At 47.3% G+C, this 25,003-nt stretch carries 23 protein-coding genes; 6 read left to right on the forward strand and 17 right to left on the reverse strand.

All coding sequences use genetic code 11. From position 1 onward, the window contains the following. Positions 1 to 6: 6 nt before the first annotated feature. Positions 7 to 1,674 (reverse strand): M23 family metallopeptidase, encoded by a 1,668-nt coding sequence (locus DWY57_RS17080; RefSeq protein WP_242496956.1) that lies wholly within the window; start codon positions 1,672 to 1,674, stop codon positions 7 to 9. A 198-nt stretch (positions 1,675 to 1,872) separates the two neighbouring features. On the opposite strand from DWY57_RS17080, the gene ald reads away from it, so the two are divergent. Further along, a complete protein-coding gene (ald, locus tag DWY57_RS17085; protein ID WP_117601260.1) occupies positions 1,873 to 2,976 on the forward strand; it encodes an alanine dehydrogenase in 1,104 nt (367 codons plus the stop codon). A gap of 86 nt (positions 2,977 to 3,062) precedes the next feature. Here the strand turns inward: ald and DWY57_RS17090 are convergent, their stop codons facing one another. Beyond that, positions 3,063 to 4,286, reverse strand: coding sequence for an MFS transporter (locus DWY57_RS17090; protein WP_117601261.1), 1,224 nt, complete (start codon positions 4,284 to 4,286; stop codon positions 3,063 to 3,065). A 202-nt stretch (positions 4,287 to 4,488) separates the two neighbouring features. On the opposite strand from DWY57_RS17090, the gene DWY57_RS17095 reads away from it, so the two are divergent. From DWY57_RS17095 to gadC, 4 genes are all read left to right on the forward strand, one after another. Then, entirely contained in the window at positions 4,489 to 5,925 is a 1,437-nt protein-coding gene (locus DWY57_RS17095; RefSeq protein ID WP_117601262.1) for a glutamate decarboxylase, read from the forward strand. Between the two features lie 8 nt (positions 5,926 to 5,933). Continuing rightward, on the forward strand, positions 5,934 to 6,899 hold the full coding sequence (gene glsA / locus DWY57_RS17100) for a glutaminase A (protein WP_117601263.1): 966 nt from the start codon (positions 5,934 to 5,936) through the stop codon (positions 6,897 to 6,899). Positions 6,900 to 7,006: 107 nt separating this feature from the next. Beyond that, entirely contained in the window at positions 7,007 to 7,750 is a 744-nt protein-coding gene (locus DWY57_RS17105; RefSeq protein WP_117601288.1) for a potassium channel family protein, read from the forward strand. A 103-nt stretch (positions 7,751 to 7,853) separates the two neighbouring features. Next, complete coding sequence (gene gadC / locus DWY57_RS17110) at positions 7,854 to 9,440, forward strand: putative glutamine/gamma-aminobutyrate antiporter GadC (RefSeq protein WP_117601264.1); 1,587 nt, start codon at positions 7,854 to 7,856, stop codon at positions 9,438 to 9,440. 93 nt (positions 9,441 to 9,533) lie between these two features. On the opposite strand, the gene DWY57_RS17115 is transcribed toward gadC, so the two are convergent. The 9 genes from DWY57_RS17115 to DWY57_RS17155 form a co-directional block, all read right to left on the reverse strand. Next, complete coding sequence (locus DWY57_RS17115) at positions 9,534 to 10,484, reverse strand: nitronate monooxygenase (protein WP_117601265.1); 951 nt, start codon at positions 10,482 to 10,484, stop codon at positions 9,534 to 9,536. A 78-nt stretch (positions 10,485 to 10,562) separates the two neighbouring features. Then, positions 10,563 to 11,225 carry a DUF4858 domain-containing protein gene (locus DWY57_RS17120; protein WP_119962136.1) on the reverse strand — a complete coding sequence of 221 codons (663 nt, stop codon included), beginning with the start codon at positions 11,223 to 11,225 and terminating at the stop codon, positions 10,563 to 10,565. A 55-nt stretch (positions 11,226 to 11,280) separates the two neighbouring features. Continuing rightward, positions 11,281 to 11,838 (reverse strand): DUF4943 family protein, encoded by a 558-nt coding sequence (locus tag DWY57_RS17125; protein ID WP_117601267.1) that lies wholly within the window; start codon positions 11,836 to 11,838, stop codon positions 11,281 to 11,283. A 19-nt stretch (positions 11,839 to 11,857) separates the two neighbouring features. After that, positions 11,858 to 12,958 carry an outer membrane beta-barrel protein gene (locus DWY57_RS17130; protein ID WP_117601268.1) on the reverse strand — a complete coding sequence of 367 codons (1,101 nt, stop codon included), beginning with the start codon at positions 12,956 to 12,958 and terminating at the stop codon, positions 11,858 to 11,860. Further along, positions 12,945 to 13,553, reverse strand: a complete 609-nt coding sequence (locus DWY57_RS17135) for a sigma-70 family RNA polymerase sigma factor (protein ID WP_117601269.1) — start codon at positions 13,551 to 13,553, stop codon at positions 12,945 to 12,947. The genes DWY57_RS17130 and DWY57_RS17135 overlap by 14 nt, the downstream gene beginning before the upstream one ends. A gap of 50 nt (positions 13,554 to 13,603) precedes the next feature. Then, positions 13,604 to 14,308, reverse strand: coding sequence for a hypothetical protein (locus DWY57_RS17140; RefSeq protein WP_119962137.1), 705 nt, complete (start codon positions 14,306 to 14,308; stop codon positions 13,604 to 13,606). Positions 14,309 to 14,314: 6 nt separating this feature from the next. Then, entirely contained in the window at positions 14,315 to 15,025 is a 711-nt protein-coding gene (locus DWY57_RS17145) for a hypothetical protein (RefSeq protein ID WP_117965814.1), read from the reverse strand. Positions 15,026 to 15,255: 230 nt separating this feature from the next. Further along, the gene (nadC, locus tag DWY57_RS17150; RefSeq protein WP_117866338.1) at positions 15,256 to 16,104 is read right to left on the reverse strand and encodes a carboxylating nicotinate-nucleotide diphosphorylase; all 849 of its coding nucleotides are present in this window, start codon (positions 16,102 to 16,104) and stop codon (positions 15,256 to 15,258) included. Next, complete coding sequence (locus DWY57_RS17155) at positions 16,097 to 16,489, reverse strand: DUF4783 domain-containing protein (RefSeq protein ID WP_119962138.1); 393 nt, start codon at positions 16,487 to 16,489, stop codon at positions 16,097 to 16,099. The genes nadC and DWY57_RS17155 overlap by 8 nt, the downstream gene beginning before the upstream one ends. Positions 16,490 to 16,583: 94 nt before the next feature. Here DWY57_RS17155 and rlmH point away from each other — a divergent pair, with 94 nt between their 5' ends. Further along, the gene (gene rlmH / locus DWY57_RS17160) at positions 16,584 to 17,057 is read left to right on the forward strand and encodes a 23S rRNA (pseudouridine(1915)-N(3))-methyltransferase RlmH (RefSeq protein ID WP_117601274.1); all 474 of its coding nucleotides are present in this window, start codon (positions 16,584 to 16,586) and stop codon (positions 17,055 to 17,057) included. A gap of 489 nt (positions 17,058 to 17,546) precedes the next feature. On the opposite strand, the gene DWY57_RS17165 is transcribed toward rlmH, so the two are convergent. From DWY57_RS17165 to DWY57_RS17190, 6 genes are all read right to left on the reverse strand, one after another. Beyond that, positions 17,547 to 17,903, reverse strand: coding sequence for a MarR family transcriptional regulator (locus DWY57_RS17165; protein ID WP_117601275.1), 357 nt, complete (start codon positions 17,901 to 17,903; stop codon positions 17,547 to 17,549). Between the two features lie 11 nt (positions 17,904 to 17,914). Then, positions 17,915 to 20,395 (reverse strand): FAD-dependent oxidoreductase, encoded by a 2,481-nt coding sequence (locus DWY57_RS17170; protein WP_119962139.1) that lies wholly within the window; start codon positions 20,393 to 20,395, stop codon positions 17,915 to 17,917. Between the two features lie 179 nt (positions 20,396 to 20,574). Next, on the reverse strand, positions 20,575 to 21,789 hold the full coding sequence (locus DWY57_RS17175) for a clostripain-related cysteine peptidase (RefSeq protein WP_117601277.1): 1,215 nt from the start codon (positions 21,787 to 21,789) through the stop codon (positions 20,575 to 20,577). 10 nt (positions 21,790 to 21,799) lie between these two features. Then, a complete protein-coding gene (locus tag DWY57_RS17180) occupies positions 21,800 to 22,198 on the reverse strand; it encodes a hypothetical protein (protein ID WP_117601278.1) in 399 nt (132 codons plus the stop codon). A 120-nt stretch (positions 22,199 to 22,318) separates the two neighbouring features. After that, positions 22,319 to 23,179 carry an RNA polymerase sigma factor RpoD/SigA gene (locus DWY57_RS17185; RefSeq protein ID WP_002561589.1) on the reverse strand — a complete coding sequence of 287 codons (861 nt, stop codon included), beginning with the start codon at positions 23,177 to 23,179 and terminating at the stop codon, positions 22,319 to 22,321. Between the two features lie 192 nt (positions 23,180 to 23,371). Then, entirely contained in the window at positions 23,372 to 24,901 is a 1,530-nt protein-coding gene (locus DWY57_RS17190) for a Do family serine endopeptidase (protein WP_035458138.1), read from the reverse strand. Between the last annotated feature and the right edge of the window lie 102 nt (positions 24,902 to 25,003).

Below are 25,003 nucleotides of genomic sequence, written 5' to 3' on the forward strand. Positions count from 1 at the left end.
CAGTCTTTACCATACAAAATCAAACTGTTCGGTGGTACGGTTGCCACAGCCATCCGTCACCGTCATCTCCACCACATGCTTGCCGCCTTTCTCCACATGTTTCGGGTCAAGCTCGCACACCAGGTTACCACTGATGGAATTGGGCTTTCCAAACAAGGCATACTTCCCGTCAATCGTACCCCGATAGGTATTGATGCCAGTTTCCTTGTCCTTGGCCTTGAAGATGATTTTTCCCGTACGTCCCCATTGGGCTTGGTTTACGGGAGTTATCACCGGCGGAACCGTATCCACCGCTACGGTATAAGTCCCCAAATCCCGTATACGCACTTTCATGACACCATCCTCATACTTACCGCCGATGCGGTATTTTCCACCGCGCGCCGTTACGCCCGCCACATAATATTTGGCCATATCCTCCACCGGACGCCGGCGCAAGCCGATACGCAAATCGCAGGCACCGTGCATAGGAATACGGGTATCGTTCAATTGATAGGTGAAAGCGATGTCGCCACTATCAGCCCGCACGGAGTAGTTCAGCAAGACGTCATCGTAGAGCATTCCTTTCGGGATAACCAACTCCAGCCCCGGCTCCTGCAGATAGTTCACCTTGTCCCATTTGAGGGCGTATTTCTCACGATGTTCCACCGGAGCAATTATCGTCTTCTGTCCCTGCACTGTGAAGCGGACCTTGGAGATATTTCCCAGCGCATCTCTCAGCGTATAGACAAACCGGTAAGGGCGTTCTTCGTTGATGTCCACCAGTCCGCGATTGCCGTTGGATGCCTGTAGCATGCGCAAGTGGTTGCCCGGCTCTATGAAAGACTTCATGTACTGGCCGTGTGTCCACGAATTGATATAGCGGTTCTCCTCATAGGCAAAGCGATCTACCGTACTGCGGAAGACTTCCTCGCCGTCCACTTCGAGAATCACCGCCTTCACGCCATATTTATTCTGCACTCCGTCCATATAGTCGTAGGCACGGATACCTGCACCAATCAGTCCCCAGGCGGTAATGGGTTTTGTTGGATGTGCCGGAAAAGCCCGTCGCGTCTGCTTGCCCTCCACCACTCCTTTTCCCGGCTGTGGAAACAGCATGATACCTTCGGCACGCGGGGCAGTCTTGTCTTTCACCTTGTTCATGAAGAAAGGCAACGGGTCTATATATTCGTCCGTAGCCGTCTCTATCATATCCAGATGCAGGTGCGGACCGAAAGAGTAACCGGTGTTTCCGCTTAAAGCTATTATCTGACCGGCCTTCACGGGATATTCATCGGGGTCGGGAGTTATTTCCACCTCCCAGCTTTCTTTTTCATATTGTAAATCTTCTATCCGACGGGCAATGTCACCCACAAAAGCACTCAAATGGCGGTTTATCGTCGAATAGCCGTTGTCATAAGTTACATCGAGCACATAACCTGAGCCGTGGGTGACGCGGATACGCGAAATATATCCGTCTGCCAGAGCGCGTACCGGCTTGCCTATGGTGCCACCGGTCTTGAAGTCCAGTCCACCATGAAAATGGTTGGCACGTATCTCGCCGAAGTTACCGGAGAAAGTGATGGGAAAATCAAAAGGCGGGATGAAGGAAGGCTTGTCTGTATCGGTTTCTTGGGCATAGCCGCTTTGCACACTACCAATAAAGAACAAAAGAGAGAAAAATATAGAATATTTCATATTTTGTACAGTCAATATTATTTTAAATGCATGCAAATATAAAAAGAATAGTTCTCTCTACCTACAGAAAGCTACAATTATCATTGATTAAAACATGCATAAAAATTCTGTTGAAGAACATAGATGCACCGATAACACCCAAGCCGGGAAATCGCTATATTGCGCCATGTTTAACCCCCAAATTAAAACTTTAAGGTTATGATTATCGGAGTACCTAAAGAAATCAAGAACAACGAGAACCGCGTGGGAATGACCCCTGCCGGAGTAGCCGAATTGGTGAAAAAAGGTCATACGGTGTATGTGCAGGCCACAGCAGGCGTAAACAGCGGTTTCTCCGACGATGACTACATCGCCGTAGGTGCAAAGACTTTACCGACCATTGAAGACACGTATGCCGCAGCCGACATGATTGTCAAGGTAAAGGAACCTATTGCACCGGAGTACAAACTGATTAAAAAGGGACAAGTGGTATTCACCTATTTCCACTTTGCAGCCGATAAATTACTAACCGAAGCCATGATTGAAAGCGGTGCCGTCTGCATTGCCTACGAAACCGTGGAAAAAGAAGACCACTCACTTCCGCTACTTACTCCTATGAGTGAGGTGGCAGGACGCATGGCTACACAAGTAGGAGCCCGCTTCCTTGAAAAGCCACAAGGCGGCAAGGGAAAACTGATGGGCGGAGTAACGGGCGTACGTCCCGCACGCGTACTTATCCTTGGAGGTGGTATCGTGGGCACCAATGCCGCACAGATAGCTGCCGGAATGGGTGCCGAGGTACTGATTGCCGACATCAACCTTCCCCGCCTGCGCTACCTGAGTGAAGTGATGCCGAAAAACGTAAAGACACTCTATTCTTCCACCCATAACATCAAGATGGAATTGCCGAACATCGACTTGGTAATCGGTTCCGTCCTCATCCCCGGTGACAAGGCCCCACACCTCATCACCAGCGAAATGCTGAAGATGATGAAAACCGGTACGGTACTCGTAGACGTAGCCATCGACCAGGGCGGTTGTTTCGAAACCTCCCACCCCACCACGCACAGCGACCCTACCTACATTGTGGACGGAATTGTACACTACGCCGTTGCCAATATCCCCGGCGCCGTACCCTTCACCTCCACCATGGCACTGACAAATGCCACCCTGCCCTACACCGTAGCCCTGGCATGCAAAGGCTGGAGACAAGCCTGCAAGGACGACCCGGCTCTGGCACAGGGATTGAACGTAGTGGAAGGCAAAGTAACATACAAAGCTGTAGCCGACGTCTTCGGGCTGAAATATGAAGCCATTGAGTGATAAGTGATGAGTGATAAGTGATAAGTGATTTGTTGGTGTTTTTCTTTCAGCATGATAGCGCAGCACAATTACCAACAAATCACTCATCACTCATAACTCCTCCCCAACAAAGAATCCTTCTTCCTCGCATACTCCCACCACATAGCGAGCAGTGTGATGCAGAGGTTGAAAATAAACGGAAATTCCCTGGAATTAGTGTGGAACAAGGTCTGAAAGAAATCTGTAATGAACGGGGACAATAGAATCGCCAGATAATTCATCACCATTACAAAGGCCAGTGCCAAAGTTGTTTTTTCCGGTATGGCCGTATCTACTGTCTCGTCATAAATCAGCGGTTGAATGACACCATATCCCAAACCAACCAACATACATCCCGGTATTATCAGCCATTCTTTAGGCGAAATCCATATCAAGAGCAAACCCACTGCAATGGACAAAAGGCTGTAGAACTTTGTGTGTTTCCCCATCCACTTCACGATATGCCCCAGGAAGAAACCCGGAGCCATAATGGCAAGGAAGAATAAGGAGATCATCAATCCGGAATTTCCGCTGGAGAAGTGATGGGCCTCCATCAAAAAAGGCAAGTCAAAAGTAACCGCCAGCACTATATACGTAGTGACGCCATAAAACAGCATCAACTGTAGCAGATGGCGGATATGGATGCCGTATTTACCGGGAACCGCACGCTTGGATTCCTCCGGAACAACGGCAGCCGTATCTTCTGCTATCTGCGGCTGACCGGTATCCCCCTTCAAATATCCGACAAGCAGCAGAGAAACCAACGGAAGCAGATATACCACGAAAGGCAAGTGCCAGTTTACCTCTGCCAGATACCCAGTCACCGCCGTTGCCACAACCAGCGTCACATTGGTGATGGCAGAACTGTAACCAAACTGCTTCACCCGATATTCCCCCGTGAAATAGCGTGAAACCAGACCGGTGGACAACGGAATAATCACCCCCGAACCGATGCCAAGCAAAGCGCTGACCACCATCAACTGCCACATTTTGTCCGAAAAAAGATAAAGTACCCCACTGGCGGCAAACATCCAAAGTCCCGCTTTCAGCAGACGCACAAAGTCACGTTTCTCGGCCAGCTTGCCCGCCAACAGCACAAAAGGAATTATCAGCAGCGAAGGCAGGGAGGTAAGCATCTGTATATCCAATTCCGTGGCATGTGGAAAAATGGTGGTAAGCTGTCCCAAAATAGGTGACACGGCCAACCCCGGCAAGGAAGTCAATGCAGAGACAGACCAAATGCCGACAAGCGTGATTAGGGGGATTGTACCCCTTCCGGTATTGATTTTCATATAGTAGTATATTAATTAAATGAATAATGTGGGAACAACAAACCCACCTTCAGAATGTTCGTTTTTTAAGATTTTACTACGCTGCCCTTTAATAAACGCCAAATAATGCAAAACCCCGGAACTTTCATCCGCAAACCCCGTTGTTGTGGGATATTCGACGGGGAAAAGCCCCGCCGCCTAAACCTTTAAAAAACTTATTAATATGGAAGATTTGAATTTCAGAAAAGGAGATGCAAAAACTGAAGTATTCGGCTCAAACCGTATGTTACAACCCTCACCCGTAGAAAAGATTCCCGACGGACCTACTACCCCGGAAATCGCCTATCAGATGGTGAAAGACGAGACCTTCGCCCAAACGCAGCCTCGCTTGAATCTGGCTACATTCGTCACTACCTATATGGACGAATATGCCACCAAGCTGATGAACGAAGCCATCAACATCAACTACATCGACGAGACCGAATATCCGCGCATCGCCGTAATGAACGGTAAATGTATCAACATCGTGGCCAACCTCTGGAACTCTCCTGAAAAAGAAACCTGGAAAACCGGCGCACTTGCTATCGGTTCCTCGGAGGCATGTATGCTGGGTGGTGTGGCAGCCTGGTTGCGCTGGCGCAAGAAACGTCAAGCACAAGGCAAACCGTTCGACAAACCCAACTTCGTTATTTCAACCGGTTTCCAGGTGGTATGGGAAAAATTCGCCCAATTGTGGCAGATTGAAATGCGTGAAGTGCCCTTGACACTCGACAAGACCACGCTCGACCCCGAAGAAGCCTTGAAGATGTGTGATGAGAACACCATCTGTATCGTGCCTATCCAAGGTGTTACATGGACAGGACTGAACGATGACGTCGAAGCCCTCGACAAAGCCCTCGATGCCTACAATGCAAAGACCAGCTACGACATTCCTATCCACGTAGATGCCGCCAGCGGCGGTTTCATCCTCCCGTTCCTCTATCCCGAAAAGAAGTGGGACTTCCGTCTGAAGTGGGTACTCTCCATCAGCGTCAGCGGACATAAATTCGGCCTGGTTTATCCGGGGCTGGGTTGGGTTTGCTGGAAAGGCAAGGAATATCTGCCCGAAGAAATGTCATTCAGCGTAAACTACCTCGGTGCCAACATTACTCAGGTAGGCCTGAACTTCTCCCGTCCTGCCGCACAGATTCTGGGTCAATATTACCAGTTCATCCGTTTGGGATTCCAGGGTTACAAGGAAGTACAGTACAACTCCCTGACCATCGCCAAGTATATCCATGACGAAATCGGCAAGATGGCTCCGTTCGTAAACTATTCCGACGAAGTTGTGAACCCGCTGTTCATCTGGTACTTGAAACCGGAATATGCAAAAGCTGCCAAATGGACTCTCTATGACCTGCAGGACAAGCTGTCACAACACGGTTGGATGGTACCCGCCTATACTCTGCCTTCAAAGCTGGAAGACTATGTCGTAATGCGTGTCGTTGTTCGCCAAGGATTCAGCCGCGACATGGCAGACATGCTGCTGGGTGACATCAAGAATGCCATCACGGAGCTGGAGAAACTGGACTACCCGACTCCCACCCGTATGGCGCAGGAAAAGAATCTGCCGGTGGAAGCCAAAATATTCAATCACGGATGCCGTACACATAAAAAGTAACAGCTAATATGGAAAAGAAAATATCAATTTCACAAATAAAGGAGGTTGCCCAAGAAGCCTACAACGAGGTGAAGGGCAGTACGGGAGGCAAGAATGCGGATTATATCCCCTACCTTGCCAACATAGACTCCAAACTGTTCGGACTCAGCATCTGCCTGATGAACGGGCAGACCATCAATATAGGCGATACAGACTATCGTTTCGGTATAGAGTCCGTCTCGAAGGTACACACAGCCATCCTTATCCTGCGCCAATACGGCGCACAGAAAGTGCTGGACATGATAGGTGCCGATGCCACGGGACTACCGTTCAACTCCATCATCGCCATTTTGCTGGAAAACGACCACCCTTCCACTCCGTTAGTAAATGCCGGTGCCATTTCAGCCTGTTCCATGGTGCAGCCAGTAGGAAACTCCGACAAGAAATGGGATGCCATTGTACAGAACATTACCGAGCTATGCGGCTCTGCCCCGCAACTCATCGACGAACTGTACAAATCGGAAACGGCTACCAATTTCAACAACCGCTCCATTGCCTGGTTGCTGAAAAACTACAACCGCATCTACGATGATCCGGATATGGCACTCGACCTCTATACCCGCCAGTGTTCTCTCGGCATCACGGCCCAGCAACTGGGCATTGCCGCAGGAACCATCGCCAATAACGGTGTGAACCCAGTCACCAAACAAACGGTGTTCGAAGCCAGCCTGGCACCGAAAATCACGTCGATGATTTCTACCGTAGGCTTCTACGAACATTCAGGCGACTGGATGTACACCGCCGGCATACCGGCCAAAAGCGGTGTGGGCGGCGGCGTAATGGCCGTATTGCCCGGTGTCATGGGGGTATCGGCCTTCGCTCCTCCCCTGGACGAAGCGGGAAATTCCGTAAAGGCCCAATCGGCAATTAAGTTCATCATGAACAAGCTCGGTCTGGGTGTGTTCAACGGTGATAACGTGACAATTACAGAATAAGATTTTTTAGTTATGAGTTATAAGTGATGAGTTATTTGTTGGTATATGCATCGTAATTAGCAAATAACTTATAACTAATAACTCATAACTTCATAATGGACTTCATCATGAAAATGGCTCTATCAGAATTTGTATTGCGGGAAAAAGGTATTTACGGCATATTACATGTCATCATACTGATACTTTCGTTATTTTTAGTCATCAGTATCTCTGTCGACACGTTCAAGGGGATTCCCTTTTACGAACAGTCAGTCTACATGAAAGTACAGCTGTGGATATGCGCTCTGTTCCTGGCTGATTTTGTGTTGGAATGGTTTCTGGCAGAGAAGAAGGGGCACTATGTAGCCACACATTTCATTTTCCTACTGGTAGCCATACCTTACCAAAATATCATTGCCTATATGGGATGGACTTTCTCACCGGAAATAACCTATATGTTGCGCTTTATCCCATTAGTACGGGGTGGATATGCCATGGCTATCGTAGTGGGTTGGCTGACGTACAACCGTGCATCGGGACTGTTCGTTTCCTATCTTACCATGCTGCTGGCCACCGTCTATTTTTCCAGCCTGGCCTTTTATGTCATGGAGCATGGTCCCAATCCTCTGGTCAAAGGATATGGAGATGCTTTGTGGTGGGCATTTATGGATGTGACGACGGTAGGTTCCAATATCATAGCAGTCACTCCCACCGGACGGGTACTGTCTGTACTGCTGGCTGCGCTGGGCATGATGATGTTCCCTATCTTTACAGTGTATGTAACGAGCCTGGTCGAACGGCGCAATAAGGAAAAAGAAGAGTTCTACAAGAAAGCGGCACAGAAGCCCGCGCCTAAAGCTGATGCTTCCTGAATAGTTAAAACCGGAATTTTCACTTATCCGTTGGGAACAACTCTTCCCAAGTGTTGTTATAGACGCTGATTTTGAATATATTTTTCATCTAAAACCTTAACTTATGGCAAATATTAAACAAACAGTGAAGCTGGGGGTATTTACCCTGGCAATCATGAATGTGACGGCAGTAGTATCCCTACGTGGACTTCCTGCCGAGGCCGTGTACGGAATGAGTTCGGCCTTCTACTACTTATTTGCAGCCATTGTTTTTCTGATTCCGACGTCACTTGTCGCCGCGGAACTGGCTGCCATGTTTCAAGACAAGCAAGGCGGTGTGTTCCGCTGGGTAGGCGAAGCCTACGGAAAAAAGCTGGGCTTCCTTGCCATCTGGGTACAATGGATTGAAAGTACAATCTGGTATCCTACCGTATTGACATTCGGTGCCGTATCCATTGCTTTCATCGGCATGAACGACGTACACGACATGTCACTGGCCAACAACAAATATTACTCGCTCGTCGTTGTCCTCATCATCTACTGGCTAGCCACATTCATCTCCATGAAGGGTATGAGCTGGGTAGGTAAAGTGGCAAAAGTCGGCGGCCTGGTCGGGACCATTATTCCTGCCGCACTGCTGATTATCCTAGGTATCATCTACCTTGCCACCGGCGGACACTCCAACCTGGATTTCCACAGCAGCTTCTTCCCCGACTTGACGAACTTCGACAACGTGGTGCTTGCTGCCAGTATCTTCCTCTTCTATGCCGGTATGGAAATGGGCGGTATTCACGTAAAAGACGTGAACAATCCCTCCAAGAATTATCCGAAGGCAGTGTTCATCGGTGCGGCCATTACGGTTATCATCTTCGTACTCGGTACTTTCTCACTGGGTATCATCATCCCGGCCAAAGACATCAGTCTGACACAGAGTCTGCTTGTAGGCTTCGACAACTACTTCCATTACATCCGTGCTTCCTGGCTGTCACCGATTATTGCCATCGCTTTGGCATTTGGCGTACTGGCAGGTGTATTGACATGGGTTGCCGGTCCGTCCAAAGGTATCTTTGCCGTAGGAAAAGCAGGCTACATGCCTCCGTTCTTCCAAAAGACAAACAAGCTGGGCGTACAGAAGAATATCCTTTATGTACAAGGTGGTGCAGTAACCGTGTTGAGCCTTCTGTTCGTAGTCATGCCTTCCGTACAGAGTTTCTACCAGATTCTGTCACAGTTGACCGTAGTCCTCTATCTTATCATGTATATGCTGATGTTCTCCGGAGCCATCGTGCTGCGTTATAAGATGAAGAAGCTGAACCGTCCGTTCCGTATCGGCAAGAATGGCAACGGATTGATGTGGCTCATCGGTGGTCTTGGTTTCTGCGGATCATTGCTGGCATTCGTACTGAGCTTTATCCCGCCCAGCCAGATTTCAACAGGCAGCAACACAGTATGGTTCTCCGTACTCATCATCGGTGCGCTGATTGTAGTCATTGCCCCATTCATTATTTATGCTTCCAAGAAACCGTCCTGGGTTGACCCGAACAGTAGCTTCGAACCGTTCCATTGGGAAGAACAACCCGCTGTACAGACAACCGGTAAAAGTGTTACAAATATGGCTACCGGTAGCGCCACTACCAGCAACAATGGCACAAGTAATTCTACCACAAGTGGAAATATGGCAAAAGACACAACCAATATCCCCAAAGGATAAAAGGTTATAAGTTGAAACTAAAAAAGGAATATTCCCGGTGATTTCGGGGATATTCCTTTTTTAGTGTTATATGATACCAGAAGACGGGAATAGTCAGAGATCCAATTCCTGCATTCTCTCCCACGCCCTTCTGCTCTCCTCCACCAACTCTTGCATGACCGACGCCACAGACTGCACTCCCTTTCCATGCAGCAAGGCAGATACCTGCCCTATTTCCAGTTCCCCTTCTTCCAAGTCACCCTCAAAAATACCACGTTTGGCACGGCCGCGCCCTAAAAGGATACGAAGTTCTTCCTCTGAAGCTCCCACAGCCTCAGCAGCCTCTACGGCGCTGCGAAAGTTATTGCGCACCAGACGCACCGGAGCCAACTTCTTCAAAAGCAGACGGGTATCCCCTTCTTCCAAATGCAAGCAGTAATCCTTGAACACCTCGCTTGCAGAACTCTCTGCCGTCAAGGCAAAGCGTGTACCAATCTGCACACCTTCCGCACCCAGCACCCGGGCAGCCAACATGGCCTCACCCGTTGCAATGCCACCGGCGGCAATCAGCGGAAGTGTAGTAACTGCACGTACAGCAGGTATCAGGCACAGAGTGGTAGTCTCCTCCCTCCCATTATGCCCACCGGCTTCGAAGCCTTCGGCAACTATTGCATCAACACCCGCCTCTTCAGCCTTCACGGCAAAACGCGAGGACGAAACAACATGCACCACCGTGATGCCACGCTCGTGCAACCAACCGGTCCATTTCTTCGGGCTGCCGGCAGATGTAAATACAATCTTCACTCCCTCGTCGGCCACAATCTGCATTATCTCTTCTATCTGGGGATACATCAAGGGAATGTTCACACCAAAAGCATGATGCGTAGCCTCACGGCATTTCCTGATATGCTCCCGCAACGTTTCGGGATGCATCGAACCTGCGCCGAGCAAGCCCAGCCCTCCCGCATTGCTTACAGCAGCAGCAAGTCTCCAGCCGCTACACCACACCATACCACCTTGAATTATCGGATATCTTATTCCGAATAGAGAAGTCACTCTGTTCATTATTACTTTTTTTAAAGGTTTACTAATGAAAACAAGAAGGGGAGAAAGAAAGTTCAAAATTTGACAAAAAGTGATAAATTACTGTTGTTCCAAAACAGTTATCGAATCTCCATACGCCTTCAATACTTCCAGCGTACGGGCACGGCGCTTGCGACCTTTGAAATTCCAAAACTCACGGGTAAAAGGCGCCATCAGGTCTAAACCGGAAATTCCACCGCCACTGGTACCCTGCCAACCGCCCACAGCCATATTATTGGCCCGCTCCGTCACCCGGTAACGCAAACCGGTTGCTTCAATCTGCTCCACCGTCTCACGCGGACCAGCATCAAACGGATGTTTAGCCCAGTTCGTAGGAATCATCAGAATCTTAAGTGCATAAAATTCGTCTCCCCGCCAAGTATCTTTGTCCACCTTAATCTTTTTCTGGTAAATGGGGTCCCAATTATATTTAGTATTGGCCGTATAAGGGCGTAGGGTAAGCACAACCTTTTTCTCGGGCACTTTCAGTATGACGGGCAGCGAATTATCAAAATCCATCCATGACTTGTCCGTCACCGCTTTCGGAGTACCTAAGGAACTGTTCATTTCAAGTTCCTTCAATACCTCCGGATTCAGCTTCACCTCCCCTTCTCCCTTCAGCAACCGGTTCAGCCTCAACGAGTCTTGAGAAGTCCAATTTTGGGCATAAAAAGGGAAGGCTACTGCACAGAGCAACCCCATTACAAGTATAAATCTCTTCACTTGACAGTTTGATTACTTAATACCTAATCCTTAATCCCTAATCCCTAAAAACATTTCACCACCACATATATCCACTGCCACAAAGTGGTTCGTCATAGCAGGGATCAATCGTCCACATAGTCCGTGGATACTTACGGGTTTCCCACCAACGGCGGTAGCGCGAGGCGGCATCCAGCACCTCTTCGTCCGAAAGGAAGTAAATACCTTCATAATTCTCCGCATCCGTATGCACCATCTTGCATCCCATTGAAGCGTTGTTCCCGAGACGGATAGTCTCTACCGTCCACAAGATGCATTCGCCCAAACGCAACTTACCACCTGCCGAATAGGATACCGGAGCCAAGGGGAAAGAGGGAATAACCGTCAAGTCCTCGGCATACTTCAGCAATTCCTCTATATCTTCGGAAGTGAACTTGGGCATATTACTCAATCCATCCGGACTTTGGGTAGAATATTTACCAGCCTTCAACTGCTTGACAAACAAGTCTACATCCGGATGGTTGTAGTCCAACGTTTCTTTGCTGCAAGAGCCCAAAGAGAGAACAGAAAGAGTAAAGAATATGAGCAGCATAGTCTGCCCGAATATATGTAATTTATTGTATAGAGTCTTCATATTTGTATGGTATTTAAGATTAATAAGTCATGCGCACGCCGCACAACAGATTCAGATTGGTGGGCCGTTCCGTACGCAAGGTTCTTGTCTGCGAGTCCGTATCGAAATGATGGGATACAGACGGCTCTGCAAACAAGGCAAAACGGTCGTTCATTTTATAGCGTACCCCTACTCCGGCAGCAACCGACAACTGTACCGGCTCTGCGCCGAAATCATTGTCCGGAGCACCTGCAATGCATTTCTCGGCTGCTCCGCCTACCATAGCATAGAAATCCACTTTCGGCGTACTGGCCAGCATCATGTTCAGCCTTACCGGAACTTCCAGCGTATGCAACGTATGGTCACCATCCAAGCAATTATACTGAAGACCGGCTTCCAAGGAGAAATGCTTGTTCAAACGACGTTCCACGCTTACCCCGGCCGTGAACGGCATATGAAAATTCCCTTTCGGCAGGGAAATGCCGATGCCTGCTTTCAATGCCCAATTACGGGGCTTGGATGGCGATACAGCCACAGACTTTGCCGGTTCTTCCTCAGAAGATGGCAGCATTCTATCTATATCAGCATCCTTATGGCCAGGATTTGAATGGTAGTTTCCGTTTCCGGCCGGAGTTCCGTTACTGTAATAACCGTTTCCCGGCTGCTGCCGGTTTCCGTACACCCGTTGGGTAATCCGGATGGAAACATGGACAGACACGGATTCATCCTCATCGGCCTGCGCCGTCAATCCTGCCGGAATGCCGTTGGCGGGATGCTGTGTACCGGGCTTTTGTGCCATGGGGTTGGCCTGATGGATAGAGGGAAAACTTTCCTGCACCACATCCCCGTTCAAGTTACCTTCCGGCGTCATGGCCGCCACTTGTGTAAAGGCCTCCTTGATTTCCTCTTTCGGAGAGAAATACCAGAAAGCGGCAGAAGCAGCTCCCAGTACAAATACAACAGAGGCGGCTGCGGCTACGCGGTGAAACCTCGGAGAAAGAAAAAGCTGCCTCCTGCCTTTTGCGGCAACCGGTGACGGCAAGTCACGTTGCAACCCTTCCCAGAAGTCCTCCCGCACTGTCATCTCTGCGCCGGCAAGACGACTGCGGAATAAACCGGTTATTTCATCATTTTCTCTCATATTCAGTATATTCTTTAATTCTTTTTATTAACAAACACTTGGCACGATGCAACTGCGAGGTAGACGAATGCTCTTTGATGTGGAGGATTTCGGCTATTTCCTTGTGCGATTTCTCCTCAAAGACGTATAAGTTGAATACAGTACGGCATCCATCGGGAAGTTCCGCCACGAACGCCATCAGCATTTCTTCGGAAATACGGCCTCCGGTTTCGGCAATGCCCGCTTCATCCGGAATGTCGGGCAATTGTTCCTCATTCACCACCAGTTGGCTGAAACGTTGCTGTTTCCGCAGGTAGTCTATCGCCTGCGTCACCATTACCCTTGTCACCCAGGTACCCAATGCACATTCGCCACGGAAGGTGAAGTGGGTGAAAATTTTGATGAAGCCATCGTGCAATACGTCATGGGCCGCATCGACATCGCCCGTATAGCGGTAACATACCGCCAGCATCTGCTTGGAGTAGAGGGTGTATAATTCCTTTCGGGCGGAATCCTTTCCTGCCCGGCAGCCCTCAATCAGTTCTATCTCATTTTCCAATGTCAGTGCTCGTTTTACGGACGCCTCTTCGCGTCGTTTGTTAGTTAGACGCAGCATTGCGGAAAATGCTGCTGAATTAATTCTAAAAAGAAGTTAAAGAACGGAGATTATTTATATTTGGCTCTCAAAGCCTGTATTTGCTTGTCCAGCATCTCATCCAATTCATCAAATTCATGCCAATACAGAAAACCGGGAACCATGTTGACGTAATTGATAAATTTCTTATACTGCACAAGAAACAAGGCCTGGTCCCGAAGACTGTCGCCACCGTCAAAAACATTCGCCAACTCCCTGGACATGGCAGCACTCATAAGAGCATCTGTTTTCGTTGCATAGTAATCACTGACATCCTTTTGTTTCCTGCCCAACTCAAAATAAGTCTGCAATACATCCTGCAACATACGTTTGTCCGGTATATACTGCATCAATGAAGAACCTTTCAGCACGTCCAGCGCATCTGTCCTATAAGAGAATTCATCCATATTATTGAAAAGCTTGCCATACTTCCACAGAGTATCTGTCGGTATCTTGGATACATCCATATCATGTTCCCTCAACAACAGACTCATGTGTATGTCAATATCCAACAAGTGCTTTATATTACGGAGCTCCTGCCTATTATATTCCAACTCTTCCGTTACCAACTGCATCGTAGCACGCACTTCCTTTTGACGGGCATTCTCGGTAATCCGGTCACTTCCCCAGAAAGTGACAATGATACCCGCAGCCACAATACTGAACTGACGGAAATAATCACCTATGTGCCAACTTTTTACCGTATGGTTCAGCCTATTAAAGTTTATCTTTCCCATATCTTTTTATTCTAAATGATACTTCTTTTCAAGCGCTTGTATTGCCTCGTCTATACGTTTTCCCACACGTTCTACATAGTCCGGCGTGAAATAGTTCTGCGCTACCCTGACAAAGTTCCGTACCGACCTGTCCGACAAGTAAATATCCCACGCCTCATATCCTCCACGATTTATCTGGTCCGTCTGTTCGTCAGTCAATGCCAAATGGAAAGGAACCATAATTTCGTCCTTCATATCGTAATAGCCATTCATAGTTGCCTTAAATCCATCCAATACCTCATAGATTCCGGTCAACTGCAACAGTAGCTCTTTATCTGAAATCTTCTGCATCAACATGGAGTTTTTAAGTATATCCAATGCATTCTGACTATAATAAAAACTGCGGATATGCCCCATAAGAAAGCGGAACTGTATCAATGAATCTTCCGGTATCGTCCGATGCTTTAAGTCATGCTCCACCAATAAGCTGGAAAGACGTTCATCCTCTCTAAACTCTGAAACGATACTCTTATAATTTTCCCGGTTACTTTTCAGTTCATCCCTAATCAGCGACATGGTGGCTTGAATATCCTTTTTCTCGGAGTTTTGAGTAACCAACTCACTACCGACAAAAGTAATCAGTACGCCAATCACCACAATGGAAGTCTGCCGGATGTAGTCTCCCACTTGCCAATCTTTGACAGTTGTTTTTACTTTATTCCATGTTATGTTTTTCATATCTTCCTACACTATTATCCATTACTATGAAACACATCATCCGTTATAGCCAAACGCATCATCTATCCGTCCCAAACAGACCATCTGTTTCACCCCAATACACCTTCTGTTTTTCCAAGAGCCACTACTTTGCTAGTTACCAATAGAAAGCCTCTCATAAATCTGCCGTAATGCAGCATTCTTTATGAGAGGCTTTCCTTATTATTCTGCAATAATGCTTTCCGCCTTTATCAACATGCTTTAAAGCTCATGTCCAATCCTTTCACAGAGTGAGTCAAAGCTCCTACGGAAATAAAGTCTACACCGCATTCGGCATAGTCGCGGAGCGTATCAAACGTGATGCCACCGGAAGATTCCGTTTCATAGCGGCCACCTACCATCTCCACAGCTTTCTTTGTCATTGCCGGGGTGAAGTTGTCAAACATGATACGGTCTACGCCACCCAGGTCGAGTACTTGCTGCAATTCGTCGAAGTTGCGCACTTCTATTTCTATCTTGAGGTCCTTACCTTTTTCCTTGCAATATTCCTTCGCACGGTTGATGGCCTTGTCAATGCCTCCCGCAAAGTCCACATGGTTGTCTTTCAGCAAAATCATGTCGAACAAGCCGATACGGTGGTTTACACCGCCACCGATTTTCACCGCCATTTTCTCGAGGATACGCATGCCCGGAGTAGTCTTGCGGGTATCGAGTACACGGGTATTCGTACCTTTCAATTGCTCGGCATACTTATGTGTCATGGTGGCAATGCCACTCATGCGCTGCATGATGTTCAGCATCAGACGCTCCGTTTGCAACAAAGACTGTATCTTGCCTTCCACAATCATGGCCACATCACCCGGCTTTACGGCTGTACCGTCATTAATAAACACTTCCACCTTCATGGTAGGGTCGAAACGACGGAACACCTCCTTGGCTATCTCGATACCGGCCAGTATGCCCGGTTCTTTTATCAGCAGTTTGGACTTGCCCATTGCCGTAGCAGGAATGCATGAAAGGGTTGTATGGTCTCCATCGCCTATATCTTCGGCGAAAGCCAGGTCTATCAGCCTGTCAATCAATTCTTCTTCCTTATTCATCTGTTTTATCTATCCTTATTTGATGTATAACATATTTGTTCTGTACTTTTCTGAAGAAACAATTCACCCGAAAGTTTCCATTTGCGGTCGTCAAGGTACCAATGACGAAACCAGACTCATCACGTTTCCCCTGATGGTTCACATTAAAACTGCCAACCTTGTGGTTGGAGAAGAAAGCAGCCATTGTGCCCTCTGCCGTCCGCTTGTCGGCGTGGGTCGACTTATTCTGAATGATTAAATCGACCTTGTCACCCAGATACTTGTTGAGTTCCTGAGAGCTTCCTTCCTTGAAGGCCCCAATCACTCCCTCGGGAACGTTCTGGGCCAGCAGCACAGACGTCCAAATGAAGAGACCGGTCAACAAAAAGACTACCCGTTTTTTCATTTTCACAAGTATTTATGATAGGCAAAGGTAAGCATTTGTCTCAAAATACAATAAAAAAATGCTAAATTTGTGCGCTAATCAAAACAGAACCAGTATGAAAACTACTCTGCTCGTCGTAGGACGGACTGTAGAACAACACTTTATAACAGCCATCAACGACTATGTGCAACGCACCAAGCGCTATCTCTCATTCGAGATGGAAGTCATCCCCGAACTGAAAAACACCAAAAGCCTCTCTATGGAAGTTCAGAAGGAAAAAGAAGGGGAACTGATACTGAAAGCTCTCCAGCCGGGAGATGTGGTCGTACTGCTGGACGAAGGTGGAAAAGAGATGCGCTCCATAGAGTTTGCAGACTATATGAAGCGCAAGATGAATACCGTAAACAAACGGCTGGTATTTATTATCGGAGGCCCTTACGGATTCTCTCAAAAAGTATACGAAGCGGCACACGAGAAGATGTCCCTCTCACGCATGACCTTTTCCCATCAGATGGTACGCCTCATTTTTGTGGAACAACTCTACAGGGCAATGAACATACTAAATGGGGGGCCGTATCATCATGAATAATTAAAATGCTCGGGCAGCCAGCGTACAATAGAGCGCAACACTATGCGGTGTTCTACGCAAGGTTTGATGTACACTTGTAAAGGTGCTGCCCGTTCAGCTCAATAGCAATACTCACCACATTCTCACAGGTAAACAAGGAGTAAGGCAGAGTGTTCGTCCATCCTCCCACCATATCCATACGTACGGAGCTATGCCCCCCATACTATCTGGAATGGCTTTTCCAATCAAGTTCGTTATTTAAAACAGAGAAAAGAATTGATTAAGAGTTAAGAATTGTCGAAAAAATATTATTAAGGATTCTTAGTAAATTTCTCAGTAATAAAAGATGGAAATACACATGAACAGATACAAACAATTAATAGCGTGCAATACACGATACTAACAACATGTCGTGCAAGAAGTTAACAACGTGTCATACAAAAAATAAATATCGTGTTTGCAGGATATTAACCTCCTGCAAACACGATATTTATTTGCTTTTATACAAAGCTATACGAGGCTGACCACCTGCTGCAACAGCCCCGGCAATTCAAAAGTAGCATTCTTGATATCCGAAATCCGGTTCTTGCCTTCTGTCGTAAGAAAAAAACGCATCTGACGCTTATCTTCCTTACCTATCAGACGGGTAATGAGTTTCTTTTCCTCTACGGAACGAATGACCTTTGAAGTGTTGGAGGCAGACAAACCCAGTGCCTCAGCTATCTTACTGGAGGTAAGCTTAGGAGTATTGAGCAGCGTGCACAACAGCATTCCTTCATTCAGTGACAAATCGTACATCTGCGTAAACTGCACCTCGAATTCGGCAATAGCCCGATAAATATCACGAATTTTACATAAAGTCTCCATATCTTTTTCTCCTATATAAATAAGTTCACATTTGCTTTGTCCGCACGTTCCATATAGGTAGCCACGCCACCGATGGTTACTTCATCCAGAAGTTCTTCGTGCCGGATGCCCATCATATCCATAGACATCTGGCAAGCGATGAATTCCACTCCTTGCGCCAATGCTTGCGAGCGCAACGACTCCAGAGAATCCACACCCTTGCGCTTCATCAGGAAGCGCATCATGCGACTGCCCATGCCAAACATATTCATCTGCGACAACTTCAGTTTCAAAGAACTGGCCGGCAGCATCATGCCGAACATCTTGCCGAAGAAATCTTTCTGCACGCTGGGTTTCTGCACTTTCTTCAAGACGTTCAGTCCCCAGAAGGTGAAGAAAATGGTTACTTTCTGTCCCGTTGCCGCTGCTCCGTTTGCCAAAACGAAGGTTGCCAGCGCTTTGTCCAGGTCGTCACTGAACAGAATCAGCGTCTTTCCCCTCCCCCCGGCTACGGGAGTGTTGGAAGCGGATGTACAAGCCGGAGCGCCTTTTTCGATGACTACCGTATAGCGTCCTTTCTCGTCATGCTTCTCTATCAATTTATTTCCCGTTGTATCGCACCAGGCAGAGGCGTCGCGGGCAAAACCGGCATCGGTAGCCACAATCTCCACACGCTCGCCCACAGCAATGCTATCCATCGCCTTCTTCACCTGCATGATAGGTCCCGGACATTGCAAGCCGCAAGCGTTTATCTTCAACGGTTCCTTTTTGGAGACAGATGCCGCCGCAGGAACATCGTCGTTGTCAGCAGAGGCAGCCGAAGAAGCAGAAGAAGAGTCACCTCCTGCCGGAGCAGATGGAGACGGCAGAGGCGCTGTTGCCATGGAATAGGTCTTATAACCACCTATCAGATTGCGCACATTGCGATAACCGCGTCCCATCAGGATGCGCAGGGACAGATAACCACGCAAACCCACAGCACAGAAAAGCACTACCGGCTTGTCCGTAGGTATCTCTGCCAAATGCTCACGCATTTCATCCAACGGAATATTGACAGCTCCCGGAATGGTGCCGAAAGAGAACTCCTCGGGCGTACGGGTATCTATCAGCATCACTTTATCCTTCTCTTCCACCAACTCGTGCCAAGAGATGACGGGCATAGCACCGCTAATAATATTCGATGCCACATATCCGCCAATGGCGATGGGGTCTTTGGCTGAGGAGAAAGGAGGTGCATACGTATGCTCCGTCTCCATCAAATCGTAGACTGTGCCACCCCGCTTGATGAGTCCGGCAATCTGGTCGATTCGCTTGTCCACCCCCTCGTAACCGATACATTGCGCGCCATAGAGTTTACCGGTTTTAGGATGGAAAGTCAGTTTCAAAGTCAAAGGCAGGGCATCCGGATAGTAACCGGCGTGAGATGCCGAGTGCGTCACCGAGCTTTGGTATTCCATGCCCCACTGCTTCAAGCGTTTGGCTGCAAGACCCGTAGAAGCTACCGTCATGTCGAATACTTTGGCAATGGAGGTGCCGATAGCTCCTTCGTAGGAGACGGTATTGCCAAACACCATATTATCGGCAACGATACGTCCCTGGCGGTTGGCAGGGTTTGCCAGGTAATTGAGCCACGGCTTTCCGGTCAGCGGATGAGGATATTCGATGGCATCGCCCACGGCATAGATGTCTTTTTCGGAAGTCTCCAAGTGTTCGTCTACCCAGATACCGCCCATCTCGCCCAACTTCAAACCAGCTTGTTGTGCCAATGCAGTGGCAGGACGCACACCGATGGAGAGCAACACCATATCGGCAGGAATGGTCTTTCCGCTTTTCAGGAATACAGTGATTCCGTTGTCCGTACGCTTGAAATGGGTCACGCCTTCTTCCAGATAGAGGGAGACGCCTTTCTGTAACAAATGCTGATGGATGGGTGCCGCCATGGAGAAATCGATAGGCGCCATTACCTGATTACCCATTTCGACTACGAACACATGGACACCTGCATGATGCAGGTTCTCTGCCATCTCCAATCCGATGAAACCGGCACCTACCACCACGGCGCGCTTCACCTGCTTGTCTGAGATATAAGCCTTGATATGGTCGGTATCTTCTACATTGCGCAACGTGAAGATGCCTTCGGAATTGATGCCTTCCAAGGGGGGCTTCACAGGGTTGGCACCGGGAGAAAGCAAAAGTTTGTCATAGCTTTCGTCGTACTCCTTGCCTTCCGCGTTGCGTATGGTAACAGTCTTGTTTTTGGGATGGATGGCGATTACTTCATTCTGCACACGCACATCAATGCGGAAGCGCTTGCCGAAAGATTCGGGTGTCTGTACCAGCAGCTTCTCACGCTCTGCTATCACTCCGCCTATATAATAAGGTAAGCCACAATTAGCATACGAGATGTAAGGGCCTTTCTCCAATAAGAGGATTTCAGCCATTTCGTCCACTCTTCTCAGTCGGGCGGCTGCTGTGGCTCCACCCGCTACACCGCCAATGATTACATATTTCATAATTCTTTGTTTTTTTAAGTTTGACGATGCAAAGAAAAGAGTTATTTTCGATAAAACATAATTTCCAGAGGAAAATATCATTAAGAGACTTATTTTTAATGAGAACGGACATAAAAAAACGGATTATTACAAGTTGTTACACCTATAATAATCCGTTCTGTATACAAATTTTCTATAAGCTACCAACCAAGTCGGGCAAGACCGGCAGCACTATACCATGAAGTAGAACGATAAGCAGCATTAGCAGCTTGGGCAGCAGAAGAAGTGGCAGTGGAAGGTATATAATGGCTAACCCCATTTGCCCGTTTTATGGAGAACATACCAACAGACATCGAATAAATCATTGGCGTTTTTTTCCAACAGACAGAAGCTGCATCATATGCTTGCTTCCATTCATCCAAGGCAACTTCATCCACAACGAGTTTTTCCATCATTTCTACGAAATCATAATAGCCTACATAATAAGACGATCCTACTTTACGCTGATCATAATTAAAGACCGATGACCGAAGAACTTCTCTATCTGCTGTCACTCCCGACAAAACATTTGCTGTAGCAGCAGCTAAGTTCTCAAGCTCAGAAGATTTCAGCACATCTATAGCAGTGCCCATCGTCCAATTGCTATTACTCCCTATTTTTCCAGTATAAATTTCATCATAAGCAGCAAAAGTCCCAATAGCCATTTCTACCGCTGCACCTTTCTGAAATATAAATGGAAACATTCTATCATAGGCAGCACCAGGACCTGGATTCTCAGCAGGGAAACCAATATAGTAATCGCAATAATCACGCAACTCATACGCGACTTCCACCGACTGCATAAAGCAAGCATCAAACATAATAAAATCAAAATGAGGAGCCTTCTGTAATACTGACTTCAAGTCCTCAATATTCATATAATGTCCTCCTCCAGTCTTATCATTTCCTATCCAGCGAGTAGAAGGCAATGGAGTAGGTATCCATCCTTCCCCATGCGACCAATAAATCAAACCATAACTTTCCGCTTTATATAAAGAATTCCCAAACACATCATTGAATACCTCCTGCGTCTCAGCGACTCCACACGAATTTCTATCTTCATATTCTTTGACTATTGTTTCAACAACAGTACCACCTTTATTTTCAATTTCAATCAAACGAGGAGATCCCGTATCTATATACACCAATAAATGCATATCAGATGTATTATCAATTGAAGCCATCCCAGCTTTCAATTCCTCCAAATCCCCATCCGTAAAGCTAGCCAATGGATTTATACTATTATCCGCTGCCATATATACCAGCACAGTACGTTTCCCATCAACCGGAGGATCAGGTATCGGGTCGTCACCACGGCACGCCGACATGAACAAGGGGAAAACAAAGAAAAAAAGAAGATATAGTTGTGTTTTCATACTTGAAATCTTATTCCTGCGGTTTTGTAAACGTGAAAGCCTCAGGCTTCACCACCTGCAAAACCATATTCTTACTCTTTTTATACTTGCCTTTTACCTTTACAGCCTCTTTTTCCAACTTTTTCTTGTTTTCAGCGAAATAAATCATGCAAGTATAATCAGGTTTCTTCAGGTTGTACTCCAGATAGTTCTTAAGCTGGTAAGTGTATAAATCACGCTTGGGCAAGAATCCATTCTTATCCAGCTCTACGCTGTCCAATACCTGGATGTCTGTATAATATACGATGGAGTCATTGAAAGAAGCCGCCACCCCAAAAGCATATACAGCCTTTTCCTTATCTTTCATTGTAAAAGCCGAACACAACGCAAAAACCAAAGCTACGGCACAAAGTATACGAACGTATTTCATTGAGTTATGAGTTATAAGTTATGAATTATCAATGGGGCAAAGATATAAAAAAAACCGCACGCCTACTAAAGACGTACGGTTTTTAATTCCTTCTATTTGTCGGAAACTGATATTTCTTATTTATCCCAAATAAGATTTGAGCAATTTACTACGATTACTTTGTCTTAATCTTCTGATTGCTTTTTCCTTAATCTGACGCACACGCTCACGGGTCAAGCCGAATTTGTCGCCGATTTCCTCTAATGTCATTTCCTGCTGTCCGATACCGAAAAACATCTGTATGATTTCTTTTTCCCTATCGGTTAACGTAGAAAGAGCTCTATCAATTTCCCTCGCAAGAGACTCGTTCACCAAAGAGCGGTCAGCCATAGGGGAGTCATCGTTGACCAACACATCGAGCAAGCTGTTGTCCTCTCCCTCTACGAAAGGTGCGTCTACCGAGATATGACGGCCTGACACCTTCAGCGTATCAGAGATTTTGTCAACAGGGATTTCCAATTCATCGGCAAGCTCTTCGGGAGACGGACGACGTTCGTTTTCCTGCTCGAACTTGGAAAAGGCCTTGCTGATTTTATTCAGCGAACCCACCTGGTTCAACGGAAGACGTACAATACGCGACTGCTCTGCCAAAGCCTGCAGAATGGACTGACGTATCCACCATACTGCATAACTGATGAACTTGAAACCACGTGTTTCATCGAACTTTTCGGCAGCCTTGATCAGTCCTAAATTACCCTCGTTAATCAAGTCGGGCAAACTCAAACCTTGGTTTTGGTACTGCTTGGCCACAGATACAACGAAACGCAGATTGGCACGTGTCAATTTCTCCAGTGCAACACGGTCACCCTTGCGGATGCGCTGAGCGAGCTCCACTTCCTCTTCAACAGTAATGAGGTCTTCGCGACCGATTTCCTGCAAATACTTGTCAAGAGAAGCGCTCTCTCTGTTAGTGATACTTTTTGTAATTTTAAGTTGTCTCATTCTTACTAATACAGATTTGGGTTGCAAAGGTACGACAAATTATTTTGTTACAATAATCTCATCCTAACTTTTTCACCTTATTTATATCTTATCCTATATAACAAAAAGGATGCCGGTATGTATTGTACCGACACCCCCTTTTCGCTATTGTTAGCTAATATTACAATCTTCTTACCTAACTATCCTTATTTTTTATTCTTGAGTCAAATCAACGGCATACATTGCACGTTTTCCTGACGGGAACATACCGGTGATGAACAAACCTTGCTCAGGAGACTTTCTTGCCTCTTTCATCGCCTTTTCCAAATCGTCTACCGTCTTCATCGGCACTCCATTGGCTTTCAGAATGATGAAGCCCTTGCGAATACCTGCATCGGCCATCTTACCATTGGTAACCCCGGTAACTTCCAGACCGTACCCCAGGTTCAACTGCTTCTTCAGCTCGGAAGATACGGGCTTGAAGGCTGCACCCAAGATTTCCATTCCGGCATCCTTCACTACCTTCGTAGTGCCTTGCTCATTCTTCAGCGTGATTTCGAATTCCTTTTCCTTCTTGTCACGAACCACCGTTACCTTCACTTTGTCGCCCGGACGGTGTTTTGCCAGCATTTCCTGCAAATCCGAGAACTTGTGAATCTTCTTGCCGTTCAATGCTATGATTACATCGTTTTCCTTCAAGACGCCGGCAGCGGAACCACCTTCAACAACTTCGGCCACATAGATACCCTCTTTCACACCAAGTTCGTCGGCCTTCTTCTTCAGCTCTTCAGTCCAGCGTTCGTCCATCTGCAGGTCTGTGCTCAAATCACTACCCTTGATGCCAAGGAGCGCGCGCTGCACGGTACCAAACTGTTTCAAGTCGGCTACCACCTTTGTCATAATGCTGGTAGGGATGGCAAAACCATAACCGGAATAAGCACCCGTGGGTGAGTAAAGCATGGCATTGATACCAACCAACTCGCCTTTGGCATTCACCAATGCACCGCCACTGTTACCTTGGTTGATGGCAGCATCCGTCTGAATGAAAGACTGGATGTTTGCAGCTTGTCCGTTGGAGGCAGAAGAACCAATGGAACGGGCTTTTGCACTGACGATACCGGCTGTTACGGTAGAGTTCAGGTTGAACGGATTACCTACTGCCAACACCCATTCCCCCACCTTCAACTGATCGGAGTCACCAACCGGAATTGTCGGGAAGTCATCCCCTTCAATCTTAATCAGCGCCAAGTCCGTGCTAGGGTCAGTACCGATGATGCGTCCTTTCAGCTCACGGTCGTCATTCAGTTTCACGGTGATTTCATCAGCACCTTCCACCACGTGATTGTTCGTCACAATATATCCGTCTTTGGAGATGATGACACCCGAACCGAAACCTACACGCGGCTGGGTCTGTATCTGGCGCTGGCGTCCACGACCGTCTCCAAAGAAGAAGTCAAAAATATCCGGTTGTTCTTGCACCGTCTGAGTCTTACTCAACTGAGTGGCACGTATATGCACTACAGCATGGAGCGAACTCTCCGCTGCTTGTGTCAAATCCACAGGCTGGGCATCCGTTGCATGGAAAGCTGCCGGCAGCAGATTATTCGGGTTCTGTTGGAACAACTCGCTGAATGCGGCAGGCTTTTCCTTATTCAGCATCTTATAAGTGGTCAATCCAGCCACTCCAGAGCTCAAGAGCACGATAGCCGCAACTCCAAGGATGTTTTTTGTTGTCTGTTTCATACTATTCTTCCTATTCTTTAAATTGTTAATATTCAAGTTTCGTTTAACATTACGACGTTAAAATAACGACAAAAAACGTTCAGTTATTCCGCTTGTCACTCT

The organism is Bacteroides sp. AF25-5LB (assembly GCF_003602965.1).
In the GTDB taxonomy this organism is placed as follows: domain Bacteria; phylum Bacteroidota; class Bacteroidia; order Bacteroidales; family Bacteroidaceae; genus Bacteroides; species Bacteroides uniformis.